We start from the raw sequence: 15,523 nt of genomic DNA on the forward strand, positions 1-15,523 counted from the left end.
ATGCCCATTGCAAGGACTTACGCTTGGACAAGAAGAACGAGAACAGGCCAACGATATCACGGCGAACAGCCCGCGTTACGGGACGCTCAGCGCTGTTCTTGGCCAAGGTAACCGGTAAAGCAGGATGGGCTATCGCTAAGCCTGTGGCGCGCCAAACAGGCAAACTGGCCGCGAAGGGCGGTAAAGCCGTCAAGGATCATGCGGTCGTGAAATATGCAGAGTTTGAACTGAGACATGACAACTACACGCAGGAGAATTTTTACGAAAAAGGCGCGATGGCCTTAGAGGACCTCGTCGATGCGCTGTTAAATGAGAAACAAGGAACTTCAGCAAGGATCGTAAGGGCGCTATCTGTAAAGCTGGCTGCTGCAGGTACAACTGCTGGGCTATTTTCCATCGCATCTATTCTTGGAACAGCCAGCACGGGAACCGCGATTTCTTCGCTTTCAGGTGCTGCTTTCAACAGTGCCGCGTTGGCATGGATTGGAGGCGGCGTTGCGACCGGTGGATGGATTGTCTTGGGTGCCGCAGCCGCAGGTGGTGCTGTCGCATACTTCGGGACTCGCAAAGTTATCAGCAAATGGACCGGGAAACGACGTAAGAAAAAGTCCTTAGACCCGCAAGAAATGCGATTTGTTGAAACGTGTTTGATGCTCGCGACAGCGTTTCGTGAACGTGCCAATCAGAACGCGACTTTGGACCCGATCACTGCTGAAACCTTGCAGCAAAACTTAAAGGGTGATCTCATGGAGCAACTGGATATCTGCATCGCTAAAGTGGCTGATTGGCCAGATATGCCACTCATGAAACTTGAAGACCGTAAAAAAGACCTGATGGAGCTATTCGACGCCCTATCGACGATCAACAGTCAAAAGCCATCAACCAGAAAGACGACCGCGGTCGCCGCCCCCGTGCTTACAGGTGCGGTATCTGCGACCATATTGAAGCTGATGTCGCCAGATCTGCCATCGTTTTCTGGTAATGAAGAATTGGTCCTTGAGGCGCTGCGCCGATCCAACAATAGCCTCGCCGGTGCCACGGAGGTTGAACTTTCAGCCTATGTGCAATCGCTTTCCATCGATCAAATTGCGGGCCTCAAAAACAATGTGAAGGGCATCTATCACGAACTGGCCTTTCAACAGCGAGAGAACCTTGACGGTGACGAATACATTGTTGAACTCTTCGGCGACACGAACCATGCGGGTGCAGATGTTCGAATAATCAATACCCTGACAGGCGATGTTTCCGAGGTGCAACTCAAGGCCACCAACTATGCATCATATGTGCGCGCGCACAACGAAAGATATGAAGACATCGAGGTTTTGACCACCAGCGAAGTCGCAGAAGCATCGCCAGATTGGGGGTCTTCGGAATTCAGCAACGCAGACCTCACAGAGGACACGACCTTGGCCTTACGAAAACTAGGCCACGATACTGACGCGGACGTGCTTGACAGCATGGGGATCGCCGCAATGGTGTCTCTAACAGTTAATGCAAAGGCCATGTTGAAGGGCGAAGCGCTTTCGGCGTCAGCAAAACAGAAAATAATTCAGGACGGGGTCGTGGCCGCAAGCGTGGCTGGCTTGGTGCAGTTGATTATATAGTCCCAGATTTTTTATGCTAAACATAAACTGTGATCGGGTTCACGGCCCAAAGTCGCCATTCAACGATCAGCCCAAGTTCTGCAATCGCGCCCGCATAGCGGTCGTTCGCGGCACCAGCTCGAATTCGGCGGTGGCAAACCTGCAGTCGGGATTCGGCAGTCACAGCGGGCAAAGCAGGCACTTGGTTTCTTTTGAAGCATAAGCAGCACGCTTTTGCCCCACCCAGTTACGATACCTGCAGAGTTGGAACATACTCATTTTCACTAGTGACAAATTCATACCATTGCGTTGGCGGCAAACCATTCCAACGGTGTCCGAGAGCAACCGCCAACGCCGCCGGTCCAGCGAAGTAACAATCAATCTGGTTCACATTGAATTTGCCACAAGCAGAAGAGATCGCCATCTTTATCGACTGAACTGAAGCTTGAGTATCTTCGGCTGATGTTATTGCTTCAGGCAGATGAATACGCAGGATCTGCTTCGCATCACCTGAAGTCAGTTGTTTTTCCACTTGCTGTGTTGGATCCCTCAAGCATCCGATCGCTACCAAAAGTTTCTCTTCAAAAAGTTGCGCCGGCGGTTCAATCGTCCATTCTGGATACGATTTTCCTGGAATGGGATGGGAGTCAGTATTCCAAAACCCGTCGCGCGTTGGAATCTCAATCTCAAAACCCGAAGCCGATCTGAAGGCCGCGCCAATCGCGAATCCAGTGGACAATCGGTAGCGACCAGAAAGGACAATCCTAGTGTGACCGTTAGCACGACACCACTCCGCAGCTCTATTAAGCGGCTGCAGCAGCTTTGACTTCCAAACATCCGGCAGAGGATATGCAAGATCACCTCCGCTGAAGAGGTGGCCATCAATGTCAATGCAATCTACTTCTTCCGGTTGCTCCCCGGAAAGGATCCGGACTGGGCATCCTTGGGAAATTAGCAGTTCCGGTAGGATTGCACTAAAGAGATCGATTAGTACCGCTCTATCAACCATTTCACCGACAGCGTTTGCGAAAACCTCGTTGAGCTTCTGGAACAGGCCTCGCGCTGATCGAATACAAAAATCGGACTCTGGGTAGGCTTTGCGCAGCTCCTCTGAGAACGCCGACGCAGCAGCGCTTTGGTCATGCAAACTACGCAGAAAGAGGTTAGCGTTCTTTGCAACGAACCGGCCAAGACCACCGGAGAATTCGTCTTCAAGTTTCGTCTGAAACGCTCGATCATTGGCGTCCGTAATATCCGTAAATGGTTGGTAAAACCGCCGCGCCCGTTCTATTCGCCCGGCATCTCGCTCAAGCCAACGTAATGCGGTTGGCAAGGCTGGCGTGACGAGCGTTTGTATCAAAGCAGTGTTGGGATAGTGTGTGTTATAGGTCTCAAAGTTCTCGAACACTTCAACGATCTCACAGCGTGTAAGATGCCCTGACTTTGCCTGAAACCTCTCAAGTACATGGCCATGCACAGCATGAGGCGAGAAGAAGCGCGCTTCAAAATCCTCCAGCGCTTCGACTGTCAAACCTTCGAATGCAGGATTTTTTAGCCAGGCTGGAATACGGCAAATCGCATCCCACCTTTGATAGTCAAAACCATCAATTGCGATTATGCCGCCCATCCCTGTCTTGTCGATCAAGCTAGGTGCGTCACTCATTTCTAACCTCTATAAGAATAGGAAATTCTTGGCCTTCAGGATCAAAAAGCCACCCCCCAAGTTCCAATGATTGCCCAGCCAGTTTGCAAATCAGCAGAAGTGCGAATTGACCTTCAAAATCCTGACTCGCAACCAGCTCACGCATTGTTTGTACATCAGTGTTACTCGGATGGACGGCAAAAGACGGATGACTATGCCATTCGCCAATGTAGTTGAATCTCGTGTATTGATGCCGTGTCCGATCAAAGAACGCCAGCGCGTCAGTCGCAGCTTGCACTAGGTCGACTAAGAAGCGAGAGATTGTCCCAGGGCGCTTCTGAAAGGTAAAGTCAGATCCTAGGAAGTCTGAGGGTGCTATTTGCTCGCCGTAGATCTGTCCACCAATTTCCTTTGCCCCTGCCTTCTCCAGAGCTGTTCTTAAGGAGCCGACCTGTTCATGGGGTATCGTTAGTTTCACCAGATATCCCCTCAAGCAGTTCCTTCTGAAATTCAGTTAGTTGCAAATCAGTTTCGAGCCCATCTGCGGCCTTGGTTGGACCTCCGACATCCAACTGCCAATTGTGGCCATACCCACCAAAAATCCATTCCTTCTTTAGGCCAACCAACAACCAAGCATGTGGACCCAAACTAACTTCCGGATCGAGTATATCAATTGCCACACGCGCGGCATGCCCAGATGCAATAGTGACTGCCGCATCATCGGCCACTACAGGCGCACCTTCTTCACTTATCGCCTCATAAGGACGATGCCCTGTTGATGGTGGGACCTTATCTTGTTCGTTGCAAAACGCCACGTATGCGCCATAGCCGTCGCTGTAGCTCGCATCGATCTCAGGAACGGCGCGAGCTATCAAACAACCAAACCCACCTTCAAATACCTTCGCTGACAAGAACGGCATCTTATTATAGTCTGCAAGAGCACCTAAAAACCGCGACGTCGCTTCATCCCCACTCGCATCTATCAGCAGTTCACAGTCGGAAAGACAATCAACTATCTTCGCTTGGTATGATGTCGAAAGCTGCCAATTTAGGTTGCTATCAATAACAAGAACATTCGTACCATTGTAGATTTGAAGAAGTCGGCGCTTCATGGCATGGACCTTTCGAAACCCAACATCGCGCCAATCTAGCACATGACGTTCAAGGTTCTCTGGTAAGAATACATCGCCGTCAGCCAGGACAAAATTACGAATGCCTGACCGAAGTAGGGTTTCGGCTAACTTTGATCCAACCGAACCAACCCCGACAATACCAACTGTCTTGGCAGACAACGCATCGCCATGACCTGACCGCTCGCCAAATGCGTTGTTAAGAACAATCCATTTACGCGGATATACCCCATCATTTTTTGGGCTATGGAATGCGACCGGCTCGTCAGTGCCACACACAAACACGACACCTTCTTCGGTGCCGATGCCTTCAAGGGAAACACCAAGTGCATCTGCGAACTCTTCTCGTGTGCCACTAACTTCTTTCGGTGGAGCATTCTTCGTGACCAAGACTTTTACAGTGATCCGCCAAGTTCCAAGGTCGAATGATGCGGGATGCTCTTTTCGCGCTCTATCTGCGCTGTCGGTCACCATTATCGGCCAGACATCATCCTCAACAGACCAACGAATGGCCGCGATATCATCGTATACACCGGCCTGGAGCCGTGCATAGCAGGCTTTGCTTACCAAGATTGGGTGCTGCTTCCAGTCGTATCTCTGAATGTCATTGACAAGGTGAGCCGACGGAACCGTCTGCTTTTCCCCTTTGCCCAACGGGTTCTCCTGATCCAAGAGATTGTAAGCGCTCTGCAAAACATCTGCGCCGGTCGCATTGGGATCCCAGTTATCTGGGCGAAGCTCCAAACAGAGCGTGCCACCTGCACCATATTGATGGTTGCTCCATCTAACATCAGGGTCTTGCGGAACAACCCAAGCAGGAACCCAAGGAAACCGATCAGGATATAGCAGTCGGACAGGATAGATGTGGCCATGCGCGACCAGATCACCTTCCATGCTTAGTCGACCACCGTCAATCTTCCAGGTCGAGAGTGTGAACCAACTCACTTCAGCTACCAGGGCTTCAACAGCCGCCTTTTCATGCTCAAGCCTAGTTGGATCTGTAATCCACCAGAACTTCATGCAAAGCCCCGAGGTGTTGTTGCCTTCACAGCCCGATCAGGAAATGAATAGGATTTTTTCTCAATTGGCACGGCGGCGAACGAACTGGTACTCGTGCCTGCAGCCGACTTTTGTGTCGATTTAAATCTGGATCCAAAGAGCTTGCGCCACAGGCGCGTCGCCTCTTCAGTATCGTCTTCCTCTAAAGCCTTTCGAGCAACGGCTGCATGCGTTTTTACACGTGAAATGAAGCTCTTCCAGTTAGTTATCGATACTTTGGAAAGAATGTCATTGCCTGGCATACCAGGATCTTCCAGCCAAGGCTTTTGATCGATAGTCTGCCATATCGCCATACGAGGCAACGATGTTTTCAAGCATTTGCGCGAAACACTCACCATAGTGCGTCTCGGCTTTGGGAGCGTGTCTTGCGACCAAAACTTCAAGCACAAAACCTTTAGGGCGAAGTCCAGAACGATTTTCACGCCGCCACCACTTAAAAAGCTTGACCAATGGTTTGAAGCGGCCATTGAAGTTCGAGTTCTGTTCGCCGCTCCAGCTCGTGTGTGCTGGCGGGTTGGTCGGTGTCCAACCGTCAATTTCCCGATCTGTAATTTTGTAAGCGTCCCAGGTCTTGAACACCGGGACAAGATCGATTTCCGCTTTGTTTGTAACAACACGAATGGAACGCCGGTTGATACGCTCAACTTCATAGTCTTGGTTGCGTGCAGCCTTTGCCAGCAGATTAAGCACAGATGTCGGATCATCTGACTCTGTAAAGTTCGTTTCCAAGATAATATCTACGTCAGCACGCTCATATTCGTCACCTACCCTTTTGGGCCGGATAGCAGTATCTCGGGCATAACTTCCCGCTAAGAAGCTTCCTTCCCAGTTTGCAGCCCAATTTGGATCAGTCTTCAGACTAGATCGAATTTTGACATGCGCATCACTGGAGTCGGACTTCGTGGTCTTGCTTGGTTCGATATCAGTCAGCAGCTCTGTAAATCTTGTGTTTGGAATCATACTGGCACCATAAATTGATTGAATCTCAATATATGGTGGCAACATGTGCTATTAAAGGTCATCGATTATTATTTGGCCGATAGATCTGTATGACATTGGACTGAAGGCGTTGCCATTGAAGTAACTTCAACCGGAACTCACAGAATAACGCTGACGGGCACTGACTGATCTAGGCTTTGAATTTAGAACACCGATTTTGAGGGAATACATATGATAAATCTCACCGACAGAGAGAAGGAAGCCATCTCGAACATCAATGAGCGCGAGTTAGAAACCCTCATCGATCAAGCATTGCAATACGAACGTGCAGCCGGGCTTCATCAGTTGTTTCCTTCGGACTGCGGATCTTACTTGGCAGCCGAGCTCCATAAGTTTGAACGGTCTCTCAGAGAACTCGCTGTGTCTAGGTCAGCCAAAAAGCGTGATCGAAAAAGGTCAGAAGCAGTGCGTGCCGGAAGAAATCTTTCATTTGCCCTTTCACAGATGAAGGCTCGTGTGAAGACAGAGGTTGAGGATGGGCAATTGTTCTATGTCGATGATCAAATATATTGGCCCCATCACTTCAGCAAAGAGCTTCGAGTCAGCGTATCGTATAAATGGCGTCGGACAGTTGAAGACCCATGGGCTTTCGGACGTATTGAATTCCACCATCAGCACAACCCGCGCCCTGACTACACCTCGCAACGCCCCAAAAGGAAGCCCAGTGTGGCGAAACAAAAACAAGACCTGCAGGACACGCTATCCAGGGAGTGGGAGCATCTAAAAGACTTGGCGCTGTTTTCTGTTAGGGACTTTTTCAGGGCAGGTGGGAATGGAAGTGAAATCCCTGCTTCATTCCAAGCTGTTGTGGACCCACGCACTTCAAGATTGAACAATTTCAGTGCCAAGTTTTGGGGTGAAGCAACTTAAGAATTCCCGCTGCTTAAAAACACACTGCTGAATCTCTGATACCTCATGACGTTAGAAAAAACGTTGCATCCGCAGCGAATGTCGGCTGGCCGCCCTCTCTGCAAATATTTGCAGTCAATGTAGCCGCTTTAGTATCTGACACACAACGCCATCGCACCTAGCTTTTCCACACGCAAGTTTCCCGCAAGTATGAAACCGATTCATCAATTAACTCACCCGCATACCCCACAGATACGTTGCTGATATCCGTGCCGTAAACTTTCGTACGAAGCCGTCGATGTGAGTGGCCAAAGAACCATGCATTGGGCCGATACTGAATGAGCAGATCACTCATGTCTGAGTGGAACGCAGCAGAAAGCGTGTCGATCTCGCCGGCGACCGCCCGATGGGGACCGTGATGAGTGATGACGACTGTTTTGCCACATGCTCCCATAGGATGTTGGTCGGCCAGACTACGGGTGAGCCAGGCGCGATGATCCTGATGAACGCGCAGTGTTTCGCTGGGTTTCAACCGCCGTTCCGGCCGCATAATTGGGATACCGACTTCGGGCATGTTGGGATCCAGTGGCGCACCGATCACGCCATAATCTGCCATGAGTAAGTTAGCAGTGTGCATCGCAATGGATGCTTCGCCCAAAAGATTAAAATCCGTCCACAATGTGCAACAAAAGATACGCGTATCACCATGCCACAGAGCTGTTTTCTGTACGAAATGGGCGCCCGCATTTTTTGCCACTCTTTCGAGCTTATAGTCGTCGCTCAGGTGAGCACCGTAATAATCGTGATTCCCAGGCAACGCGTAGATTCGTTCTGGCTGAATGAACTCTGACAGGTATTGAAAAACCTGCGCCCAGCGATCAGCGGGACCGTTTGTGAGGTCGCCAGCGAGGATCAAAGCGTCTGCATTCCAGACGATGTCCTGCAAGTTCCATTGATCAATAGGGCACAAGGCAAAGCGTCGATAGCTGTCATAGTGCAGGTCGCCGAGAACGACTACTTCGCCACTTTGATATGGGATAATTTGATATTTCATGGTGCGACCTCAGCTCAGCAGGGGTTGGTTGGCGAGCGTCTCGGCGCGATCAAGCATGCGGCTGACGGTACGCAGGCTCAGGTTGGTGTGTCTGATCGTACCGCTCTCGAAGACATCCATGAGGGCGGCCATTGCTGCATCTGGTAGACTGCGGCGATGGCCTTCTGTTTCCGCGAACTGACGCAGCTGGCCGGTTGTCAGGTCCGGCAGGTCTAAGACAACGCAGCGGCTTTGCAGCGGCTCTGGCAGCCCTTTGCGGCTGTTTGCCGTCATGACCCAGTTTACCCAGGAAAGATCGCATTTGATCTGAAAGAACGGGCATTCCCACGTTGCTGCTGTCATGCGTTCCAGCAGCGGCAAAAGGGCCTCTGTCAGCGAATGGCGTGTGCCTTTGCTGGAATGAACGTCTCCAGACTTCTCGACCTCATCGACAATGACAAGTGGTCCACCGTGGCGGTCCCTCAGGACAGTTTGCATCAACTTGCCCGGGGTAGCACTGGACCAGCCGCGTTGAGAGCCGACGATGGCAAATGTTGCGGGCTCACCGGTCGCGTCGATCATCGTCGTAGGTACTGCGAGATGATGAGCAAGACGGCGCGCCCAATAGCTTTTGCCGATCCCAGGGGAGCCAACCAGAACAAGCGGATTGATCCTCAGCCCCGGCAGCCCGTTACGGGCTGATGCGCGCAGACCATGCCAGACTGCTTCGGTTGCGGGTGCCATCCACGGCATCTCGGCGTGCAACGCGGCCGCGATCTCGTCAGCCTCGTGCTCGGTGGCGACGCGGGCCACTGGCAACCCGCCTCTGAGGGATGTGAGCCTGACACGGTTCTCGTCGCTAAGGTGATGCATGCCGGTCAAAAGCTGCTTGCGTTCGAGGAACCACATTGCACGACGCCTGATGCGCCCCATGTCCGCATCACCGACCGAGTCATACGGATACACCCGGTCTTCCTCCGCCAAGCGACCCGCCTCTATCTCAATCCGCTGTGCCCTTTTGCGGGTCGCCTCGAGGAATGTCTTCAACCGAGCCTCCACATCGCGCATTTTGGGCAGGTCGTCGTAGAAGGTTAGGTCATGAAACGGAATTTTGGATTGCGATTTGGTCAAGCTGGAGTCCTTTCATAGCGCAAGGAAGCACCTTGCGTAGTCGCCCGACAGCTAATGACCATCGGACAGATGTGGTATGAAAGGTTCCGGAACCTGTGGAACACTTAGGGAACAAACGGACGAGCAATGCAACCCCGCCGCCAAGCGGTGTCTAAGGCATCATCTTCTAGTACCCAAGAAAGCCGCCACTTTCACAAGTGACTGAAAACATTAAAAAACCATCGACCTCACGGAGGTCGATGGTCATTTGATCTGTGCGGAGTGGTCAAAAAACACCCCATAGTGGCCAAGTTATGTGGGGTCTAACACAACTGTTCCGCCAGTCGGCTTACCCGCACTTACTGTGGCCACAGCTGTTACAGGTCATGCAGCCTTCCACCATCTGCAAGCCAAACTCGCCACAGCTTGGGCAGGGCTTGCCACGGGGCGCGCCGCCCACAGCCATAACTTCAGCTTGCGGGTCGGACTTAAGCCCCATGCCCTCGCCCTCGATGAAACCAATCGCAATCATGTGACGCTCCAGCACGCCGCCAATCGCTGCAAGAATGGAAGGAATGTACTTGCCTTCCATCCAGGCGCCGCCGCGCGGGTCAAATACCGCTTTCAGCTCTTCAACCACAAAGGACACATCCCCACCGCGACGGAACACGGCCGAAATCATCCGGGTCAGCGCCAGCGTCCAAGCGTAATGCTCCATGTTCTTGGAGTTGATGAAGACCTCAAACGGACGGCGATGCCCATTGATAATCACGTCATTCACCGTCAGGTAAATCGCGTGCTCGCTGTCTGGCCACTTCAGCTTGTAAGTTGCGCCTTCCAAGCTCTGCGGACGCTCCAGCGGCTCGGACATGTAGATCACTTCGCCACCATCGGCCACGTGATCGGCTGGTTGCTCGCCCGGCGCCTTCTCGTCGCTTTCCGAAACCGTCAGAACCGAGCCGGTTACGTCGTTTGGACGATAGGTGGTGCAGCCCTTACAGCCCGTGTCCCAGGCCTGCATGTAGACGTCTTTGAAGGCGTCAAAGCTGATGTCTTCCGGGCAGTTGATGGTCTTGGAGATCGAGCTGTCGATCCACTTCTGCGCCGCCGCCTGCATGCGCACATGCGCCGCTGGCTCCAGGGTTTGCGCGTTCACAAAGTAGTCTGGCAGCTCCTTGTCACCAAACTTGTCACGCCACAATTGCACTGCGTAATCAACAACTTCCTCTTCCGTGCGGGAGCCGTCTTTCTGCAGAACTTTGCGGGTGTAGGCATAGGCAAACACCGGCTCGATGCCAGAGCTTACGTTGCCCGCATAGAGGCTGATGGTGCCGGTTGGCGCGATGGAGGTCAAAAGCGCGTTGCGAATACCGTGCTTGGCAATCGCGTCTTTCACGTCCTGATCCATGTCCTGAACCAGACCGCCGTTGACGTATTTCTCTTTGTCAAAGAGCGGGAAGGCCCCCTTCTCTTTTGCCAGATAAACAGACGCCAGATAGGATGCGCGCGCAATCGCTTTCATCCAGGCTTCGGTCTGCGCCGCTGCCTCTTCGGTGCCGTATTTCAGACCCAGCATCAGCAGCGCATCCGCAAGACCGGTCACACCAAGGCCAATGCGGCGCTTGGCTTGCGCTTCTTGTGCCTGTGCATCGAGCGGGAATTTGGACGCATCGACCACGTTGTCCATCATCCGCACCGCCGTGGCCACCAGATCGGTCAGCGCTTCTTCGTTCAGTTCCGCCGCTTTCTCAAACGGGTCGGTCACCAGACGCGCCAGGTTGATCGAGCCCAGCAGGCAGGCACCATAAGGCGGCAGCGGTTGCTCGCCGCACGGGTTGGTCGCTGCGATCTCTTCCACATAGGAGAGGTTGTTGCGCTGGTTGATACGGTCGATGAAGATCACGCCCGGCTCGGCGTAATCATAGGTGCCCTGCATGATCTTGTTCCACAAATCGCGCGCCTGCACGGTGTGATAAACCTTGTCGCCAAACACCAGCTCCCATGGGCCGTCCGCCTTCACCGCTTCCATGAACGCATCGGTCACCAGCACGGACATGTTGAACATGCGCAAACGGGCTGGGTCGGATTTCGCGGTGATGAAGGCTTCGATATCAGGATGGTCACAGCGCATGGTTGCCATCATCGCACCCCGACGGGAGCCTGCAGACATGATGGTGCGGCACATCGCGTCCCACACATCCATGAAAGACAGCGGGCCAGAGGCATCCGCCGCCACGCCTTTCACATCCGCGCCGCGCGGACGAATGGTGGAGAAGTCATAGCCAATCCCGCCGCCCTGCTGCATGGTCAGCGCCGCTTCTTTCAGCATGTCAAAGATACCGGACATGCTGTCCGGCACGGTGCCCATCACAAAACAGTTGAACAGGGTCACGTTGCGCGCGGTGCCCGCACCGGCAGTGATCCGGCCGGCTGGCAGATATTTGAAATCCTCCAGCGCGCCGTAGAATTTCTCTTCCCATTTGGCCGGGTCTTTTTCCACCTTGGCCAGGTCACGCGCGATGCGGCGCCAGCTGTCTTCCACCGACAAATCAATCGGCGTCCCGTCCGCCTCTTTGAAACGGTATTTCATGTCCCAGATTTGTTCTGCGATGGGGGCGGCGAAACGACTCATCGTTGGCTTCCTTGCTTGTGCTGCGCGTTGGTTTAGGGTTTTTTAATCTATATCAAACCAGCGTGATCTGACAACGGCCAAATATGGAAATTTCCGCAAGGAAACCACATTATTTTGGGGTTGAAGGTTGATACGCCCACTATATAATGTAACTTCCGTGCATAAATCTGTGGATAACCTGTGGGCAAAACCGTGCATCTTGTGAAACTTTCGGTCGGCTCGGAGAGCCCCGAAACCCTCGCCGCCTGGCAAGAGGCCAATAAAGCGCGCTTTCCGGATGGGCTGCCCCGCCATGTCACGCGCATGTGGCCTAAACGTGAGGCTGAAATCCTCAACGGTGGCTCAATCTATTGGGTCATCAAGGGCAGCATCCAATGCCGTCAGCGTATCCTACGTCTCGACGAAGTGATTGGATCAGACGGCATTCGCCGATGTGCCATTGTGCTCGAACCGGAGGTACAGCTGACCCAGGCCGCACTCAAGCGTCCATTTCAGGGCTGGCGCTATTTGAAAGTTGAGGACGCCCCTGCCGACCTCCCCGCCAACCGCGCCAATGATGATGTCTTGCCAGACGAGTTGAACCGCGCGCTGGCGGAAATTGGCGTGCTCTAACGCGATGCAACGGGCGTTGCGTTAACTGTTGCGCTCGCCCTGCCCCTTGGAAAACGCACCTCTGCGAAACAGCCGCGATACAGACAAAATACCGACGTGATTTTCGCCGTCTTTTTACCGTTTAACGCAGCAACAAAACGCCCTTAGCGCGTGCCAATATCCTGCGGCGCCACCGACACGGACTTCATCACCGCATAACAGGTCACGCCCTCCTCCAGCGCCAAAGCCGCCGCCGAGCGCCGTGTGATCCGCGCCAAAATCCGCCCTGCTTTGGTGTCCACTGACACAATCGCCCCAGGACCACCTCCTGATCGCACCGACTGCACCCTTCCCGCGACAATATTGAGTGCTGACAATCCCTTAGGCGCCTCTCTGGAGAGGATCACATCATGCGCTGCAACCCGCACGCGCACCTGATCGCCAATGGCATGGGACAGCTGCGGCAACATCAAAGCGACGCCGTTGGCGGATAACTCCGTCAGCCCATCTTCATGGTGCATAACCACCTTCGCGTCCAAAACCGCCCCAACAGCACGCGGCCCCATCGGCGTAAAGCTTGGATCAGACAGCACCTCCGCCGCCGGCCCGACCCGATCCACTTTGCCATCCTTCAGTGCCACCACCGTGGTCGCCAGCCGCGCCACTTCCGCAATCGAATGGGTAACATACAGAATAGGCAGGGAAAATTCATCCCGCAGCCGCTCAAAATACGGCAGGATTTCCGCTTTGCGCGGCTCGTCTAGGGCCGCCAACGGCTCATCTGCGAGGATCAATTTTGGCCGCGCCAACAGCGCCCGCCCAATGGCCACCCGCTGCTTTTCGCCCCCCGACAACTCCGCAGGCCGCCGTTCCAGCAAGCTGCCAATCCCGAGGATCTCCACCACCTGATCAAAGCTCGCGACCTCCGCCCGACCTTTGGCCAACCCATTGCCGTACAACAGGTTATTGCGCACAGTCATATGCGGGAACAGCCGCCCTTCCTGAAACACATAGCCCAGGCTGCGCTGATGTGGCGGCACCCAGCGGCCTGCCGCACTGTCGCTCAAAACCTCGCCATTGACGACAATCCGGCTCTGCGCAGGCCGGCTCAATCCAGCTACCGCATTGATCACAGAGGTTTTTCCGGACCCGGAACTGCCAAACAGAACGGTCAACCCCGCCGCTGCCTCAAAACTCACATCAAGGTCAAACCCCTGAAAGCCTTGGCGGATGTGCACTGCGACGCTCATGACTGTCCCACCTTCGCCGCGATCCGCCGTGCGAGCACTTCAGACAGTATTAACGCCCCCGCAGCCACAATAATGCTGACCACCACAAGCCGCATCGCCGCGGCTTCACCGCCCGGCACCTGCAAAAACGCGTAAATCGCGCTGGGTAAGGTCCGGGTTTGGCCGGGAATATTGCTGACAAATGTGATGGTTGCGCCAAACTCGCCCATCGCTTTTGCAAAGGCGAGCACCATGCCAGCCAACAGCCCAGGCAACATCAACGGCAATGTGACCGTGAAAAACACCCGCATACGCGTGGCCCCCAATGTCGCGGCGGCCTGTTCCAACTTGGGATCAATCGCCTCGATCGACAGGCGGATCGAGCGCACCAACAAAGGAAAGGCCATCACCGCCGCCGCCAGCGCGGCCCCGGTCCAGCGAAAGGCAAAGACCACGCCGATCTCCTTGAGAGCGCTCCCAACCACACCTTGCGTGCCAAAGGTCACCAACAACAAATAGCCGGTCGCCACTGGTGGAAGAACGAGCGGCAAATGCACCAAAACATTAACAAATTGCTTACCAAAGAACTCCCAGCGCGCCAGCGCGTAGGCCACAAAGACACCCGGCACCACCGCGCCCATCATCGCCCAGAACGCCACCTTGAGCGACAATCCCACGGCAGCCCATTCCTGGGGTCCCAGCCAGTCGCTCACTGTGCCTCCTCCAGCACCGTAAACCCACGTTGCGCAAAGGCATGCTGCGCCATCTGACTACCGAGATAGGTCATAAATTCAATGACTTCCGGCCGATCCCGCCCCACCACGATGGCCGCCGGATAGACTATCTCACTGTGGCTGGCCGCCGGAAACTGCGCCACAATTCGCACGCGGTCATCGACCATGGCGTCCGTGGTATATACGATCCCCGCGGAGGCCTCCCTCAAAGCCACCAGCGCCAAAGCCGCGCGCACATTGTCGGTCTCCACCACGTTAGGCTGCACCGCGTCCCAGAGCCCAAGCGATGTCAACGCTTCTTTGCCATAAATTCCCGCTGGCACCGCTTCGACCAGCGCCATGGCGACGCGCCCACTGTTTAAAATTTGAGACAATTCTGCGACATCAGCCTGTTCCAACGTCACCTCTGATGAAACTGGAACTACAAGAGATAAGCCATTTCCAAATAAGGACTTTTCTCCTTCATTGAGGAGCAATCCCTTGCCAGACAGGTAGTTCATCCAATTGACATTTGCCAACATAACCACGTCTGCGGGCGCGCCATACTGCACCTGTCTCGCCAAGGCAGAAGACCCTGCAAAGGACGCGACCACCTCATGCCCACTGGCCATTTCAAACCCGACGATCACATCGGACAAAGCTTCCTGCAAACTGGCGGCGGCAAACACGTTGACTTGCTCGGCCATGGCTTCAGACGATGCCACCGCCAAGCTGCTGAGTCCCATCAAGATCGCAAAGAGAAAAGATCGCAGCATGGAACCCTTTGGTCAGAATTCATTTGAGTGTCTGCATAGGCGTAGCGAATGACCCCCAACCTGCGCAAGGGGCTTTGGCATGGCAGACTGCTGCCAACGCCCCACAGCGCCGTGAAACACGGTAAAACGACGTGACGTGCAGCGCCCCCTTTCCCGAACCATTCTCAACCACATTCT

The 15,523-nt window shown here is 54.0% G+C and carries 14 protein-coding genes; 3 read left to right on the forward strand and 11 right to left on the reverse strand.

Annotation, left to right across the window (positions count from 1 at the left end; translation table 11 throughout):
- The first annotated feature begins 23 nt into the window (after nt 1–23).
- Nucleotides 24–1,604 carry a hypothetical protein gene (locus SIB38_RS17805; protein WP_412550731.1) on the forward strand — a complete coding sequence of 527 codons (1,581 nt, stop codon included), beginning with the start codon at nt 24–26 and terminating at the stop codon, nt 1,602–1,604.
- A gap of 226 nt (nt 1,605–1,830) precedes the next feature.
- On the opposite strand, the gene SIB38_RS17810 is transcribed toward SIB38_RS17805, so the two are convergent.
- The 5 genes from SIB38_RS17810 to SIB38_RS17830 are packed head-to-tail and all read right to left on the reverse strand — an operon-like array spanning nt 1,831 to nt 6,419.
- Nucleotides 1,831–3,246 carry an SAVED domain-containing protein gene (locus tag SIB38_RS17810; protein ID WP_412550732.1) on the reverse strand — a complete coding sequence of 472 codons (1,416 nt, stop codon included), beginning with the start codon at nt 3,244–3,246 and terminating at the stop codon, nt 1,831–1,833.
- A complete protein-coding gene (locus tag SIB38_RS17815; RefSeq protein ID WP_412550733.1) occupies nt 3,239–3,703 on the reverse strand; it encodes a Mov34/MPN/PAD-1 family protein in 465 nt (154 codons plus the stop codon). The genes SIB38_RS17810 and SIB38_RS17815 overlap by 8 nt, the downstream gene beginning before the upstream one ends.
- Nucleotides 3,681–5,375 (reverse strand): ThiF family adenylyltransferase, encoded by a 1,695-nt coding sequence (locus SIB38_RS17820; RefSeq protein ID WP_412550734.1) that lies wholly within the window; start codon nt 5,373–5,375, stop codon nt 3,681–3,683. The genes SIB38_RS17815 and SIB38_RS17820 overlap by 23 nt, the downstream gene beginning before the upstream one ends.
- On the reverse strand, nt 5,372–5,656 hold the full coding sequence (locus SIB38_RS17825; RefSeq protein ID WP_412550735.1) for a hypothetical protein: 285 nt from the start codon (nt 5,654–5,656) through the stop codon (nt 5,372–5,374). The genes SIB38_RS17820 and SIB38_RS17825 overlap by 4 nt, the downstream gene beginning before the upstream one ends.
- The gene (locus SIB38_RS17830) at nt 5,643–6,419 is read right to left on the reverse strand and encodes an SMODS domain-containing nucleotidyltransferase (RefSeq protein ID WP_412550736.1); all 777 of its coding nucleotides are present in this window, start codon (nt 6,417–6,419) and stop codon (nt 5,643–5,645) included. The genes SIB38_RS17825 and SIB38_RS17830 overlap by 14 nt, the downstream gene beginning before the upstream one ends.
- A gap of 165 nt (nt 6,420–6,584) precedes the next feature.
- Between SIB38_RS17830 and SIB38_RS17835 the strand changes: the two genes are divergently transcribed.
- Nucleotides 6,585–7,283, forward strand: a complete 699-nt coding sequence (locus tag SIB38_RS17835; protein ID WP_412550737.1) for a hypothetical protein — start codon at nt 6,585–6,587, stop codon at nt 7,281–7,283.
- Between the two features lie 157 nt (nt 7,284–7,440).
- Here SIB38_RS17835 and SIB38_RS17840 read toward each other — a convergent pair whose 3' ends face one another.
- The 3 genes from SIB38_RS17840 to SIB38_RS17850 all read right to left on the reverse strand — a co-directional run bounded on the left by SIB38_RS17840 (nt 7,441) and on the right by SIB38_RS17850 (nt 12,037).
- Nucleotides 7,441–8,316: a metallophosphoesterase gene (locus SIB38_RS17840; protein ID WP_412550738.1), complete on the reverse strand. Its 876-nt coding sequence runs from the start codon at nt 8,314–8,316 to the stop codon at nt 7,441–7,443.
- Between the two features lie 9 nt (nt 8,317–8,325).
- The gene (locus SIB38_RS17845) at nt 8,326–9,426 is read right to left on the reverse strand and encodes an AAA family ATPase (protein WP_412550739.1); all 1,101 of its coding nucleotides are present in this window, start codon (nt 9,424–9,426) and stop codon (nt 8,326–8,328) included.
- Nucleotides 9,427–9,754: 328 nt separating this feature from the next.
- Nucleotides 9,755–12,037 (reverse strand): adenosylcobalamin-dependent ribonucleoside-diphosphate reductase, encoded by a 2,283-nt coding sequence (locus SIB38_RS17850; protein ID WP_294119689.1) that lies wholly within the window; start codon nt 12,035–12,037, stop codon nt 9,755–9,757.
- Between the two features lie 180 nt (nt 12,038–12,217).
- Here SIB38_RS17850 and SIB38_RS17855 point away from each other — a divergent pair, with 180 nt between their 5' ends.
- Nucleotides 12,218–12,649, forward strand: a complete 432-nt coding sequence (locus SIB38_RS17855; protein WP_294119688.1) for a DUF1489 family protein — start codon at nt 12,218–12,220, stop codon at nt 12,647–12,649.
- Nucleotides 12,650–12,792: 143 nt separating this feature from the next.
- On the opposite strand, the gene modC is transcribed toward SIB38_RS17855, so the two are convergent.
- Genes modC through modA form a run of 3 tightly spaced genes read right to left on the reverse strand, consistent with a single transcriptional unit; the run spans nt 12,793 to nt 15,316 of the window.
- On the reverse strand, nt 12,793–13,878 hold the full coding sequence (gene modC, locus SIB38_RS17860) for a molybdenum ABC transporter ATP-binding protein (protein ID WP_294119687.1): 1,086 nt from the start codon (nt 13,876–13,878) through the stop codon (nt 12,793–12,795).
- Nucleotides 13,875–14,570 (reverse strand): molybdate ABC transporter permease subunit, encoded by a 696-nt coding sequence (gene modB / locus SIB38_RS17865; RefSeq protein ID WP_412550740.1) that lies wholly within the window; start codon nt 14,568–14,570, stop codon nt 13,875–13,877. The genes modC and modB overlap by 4 nt, the downstream gene beginning before the upstream one ends.
- The gene (gene modA / locus SIB38_RS17870) at nt 14,567–15,316 is read right to left on the reverse strand and encodes a molybdate ABC transporter substrate-binding protein (RefSeq protein WP_412550741.1); all 750 of its coding nucleotides are present in this window, start codon (nt 15,314–15,316) and stop codon (nt 14,567–14,569) included. Before modA ends, modB begins: the two co-directional genes overlap by 4 nt.
- Nucleotides 15,317–15,523 lie beyond the last annotated feature (207 nt).

This window comes from Shimia sp. MIT910701 (assembly GCF_047126315.1).
In the GTDB taxonomy this organism is placed as follows: Bacteria; Pseudomonadota; Alphaproteobacteria; order Rhodobacterales; family Rhodobacteraceae; genus Shimia.

Coding starts and splice junctions, on each gene's coding strand:
- modA (WP_412550741.1), bottom strand. CDS start 15,316: ATGGGACTCAGCAGCTTGGCGGTGGCATCGTCTGAAGCCATGGCCGAG.
- SIB38_RS17835 (WP_412550737.1), top strand. CDS start 6,585: ATGATAAATCTCACCGACAGAGAGAAGGAAGCCATCTCGAACATCAAT.
- SIB38_RS17840 (WP_412550738.1), bottom strand. CDS start 8,316: ATGAAATATCAAATTATCCCATATCAAAGTGGCGAAGTAGTCGTTCTC.
- SIB38_RS17825 (WP_412550735.1), bottom strand. CDS start 5,656: ATGCCAGGCAATGACATTCTTTCCAAAGTATCGATAACTAACTGGAAG.
- SIB38_RS17830 (WP_412550736.1), bottom strand. CDS start 6,419: ATGTTGCCACCATATATTGAGATTCAATCAATTTATGGTGCCAGTATG.
- SIB38_RS17850 (WP_294119689.1), bottom strand. CDS start 12,037: ATGAGTCGTTTCGCCGCCCCCATCGCAGAACAAATCTGGGACATGAAA.
- modC (WP_294119687.1), bottom strand. CDS start 13,878: ATGAGCGTCGCAGTGCACATCCGCCAAGGCTTTCAGGGGTTTGACCTT.
- SIB38_RS17820 (WP_412550734.1), bottom strand. CDS start 5,375: ATGAAGTTCTGGTGGATTACAGATCCAACTAGGCTTGAGCATGAAAAG.
- SIB38_RS17810 (WP_412550732.1), bottom strand. CDS start 3,246: ATGAGTGACGCACCTAGCTTGATCGACAAGACAGGGATGGGCGGCATA.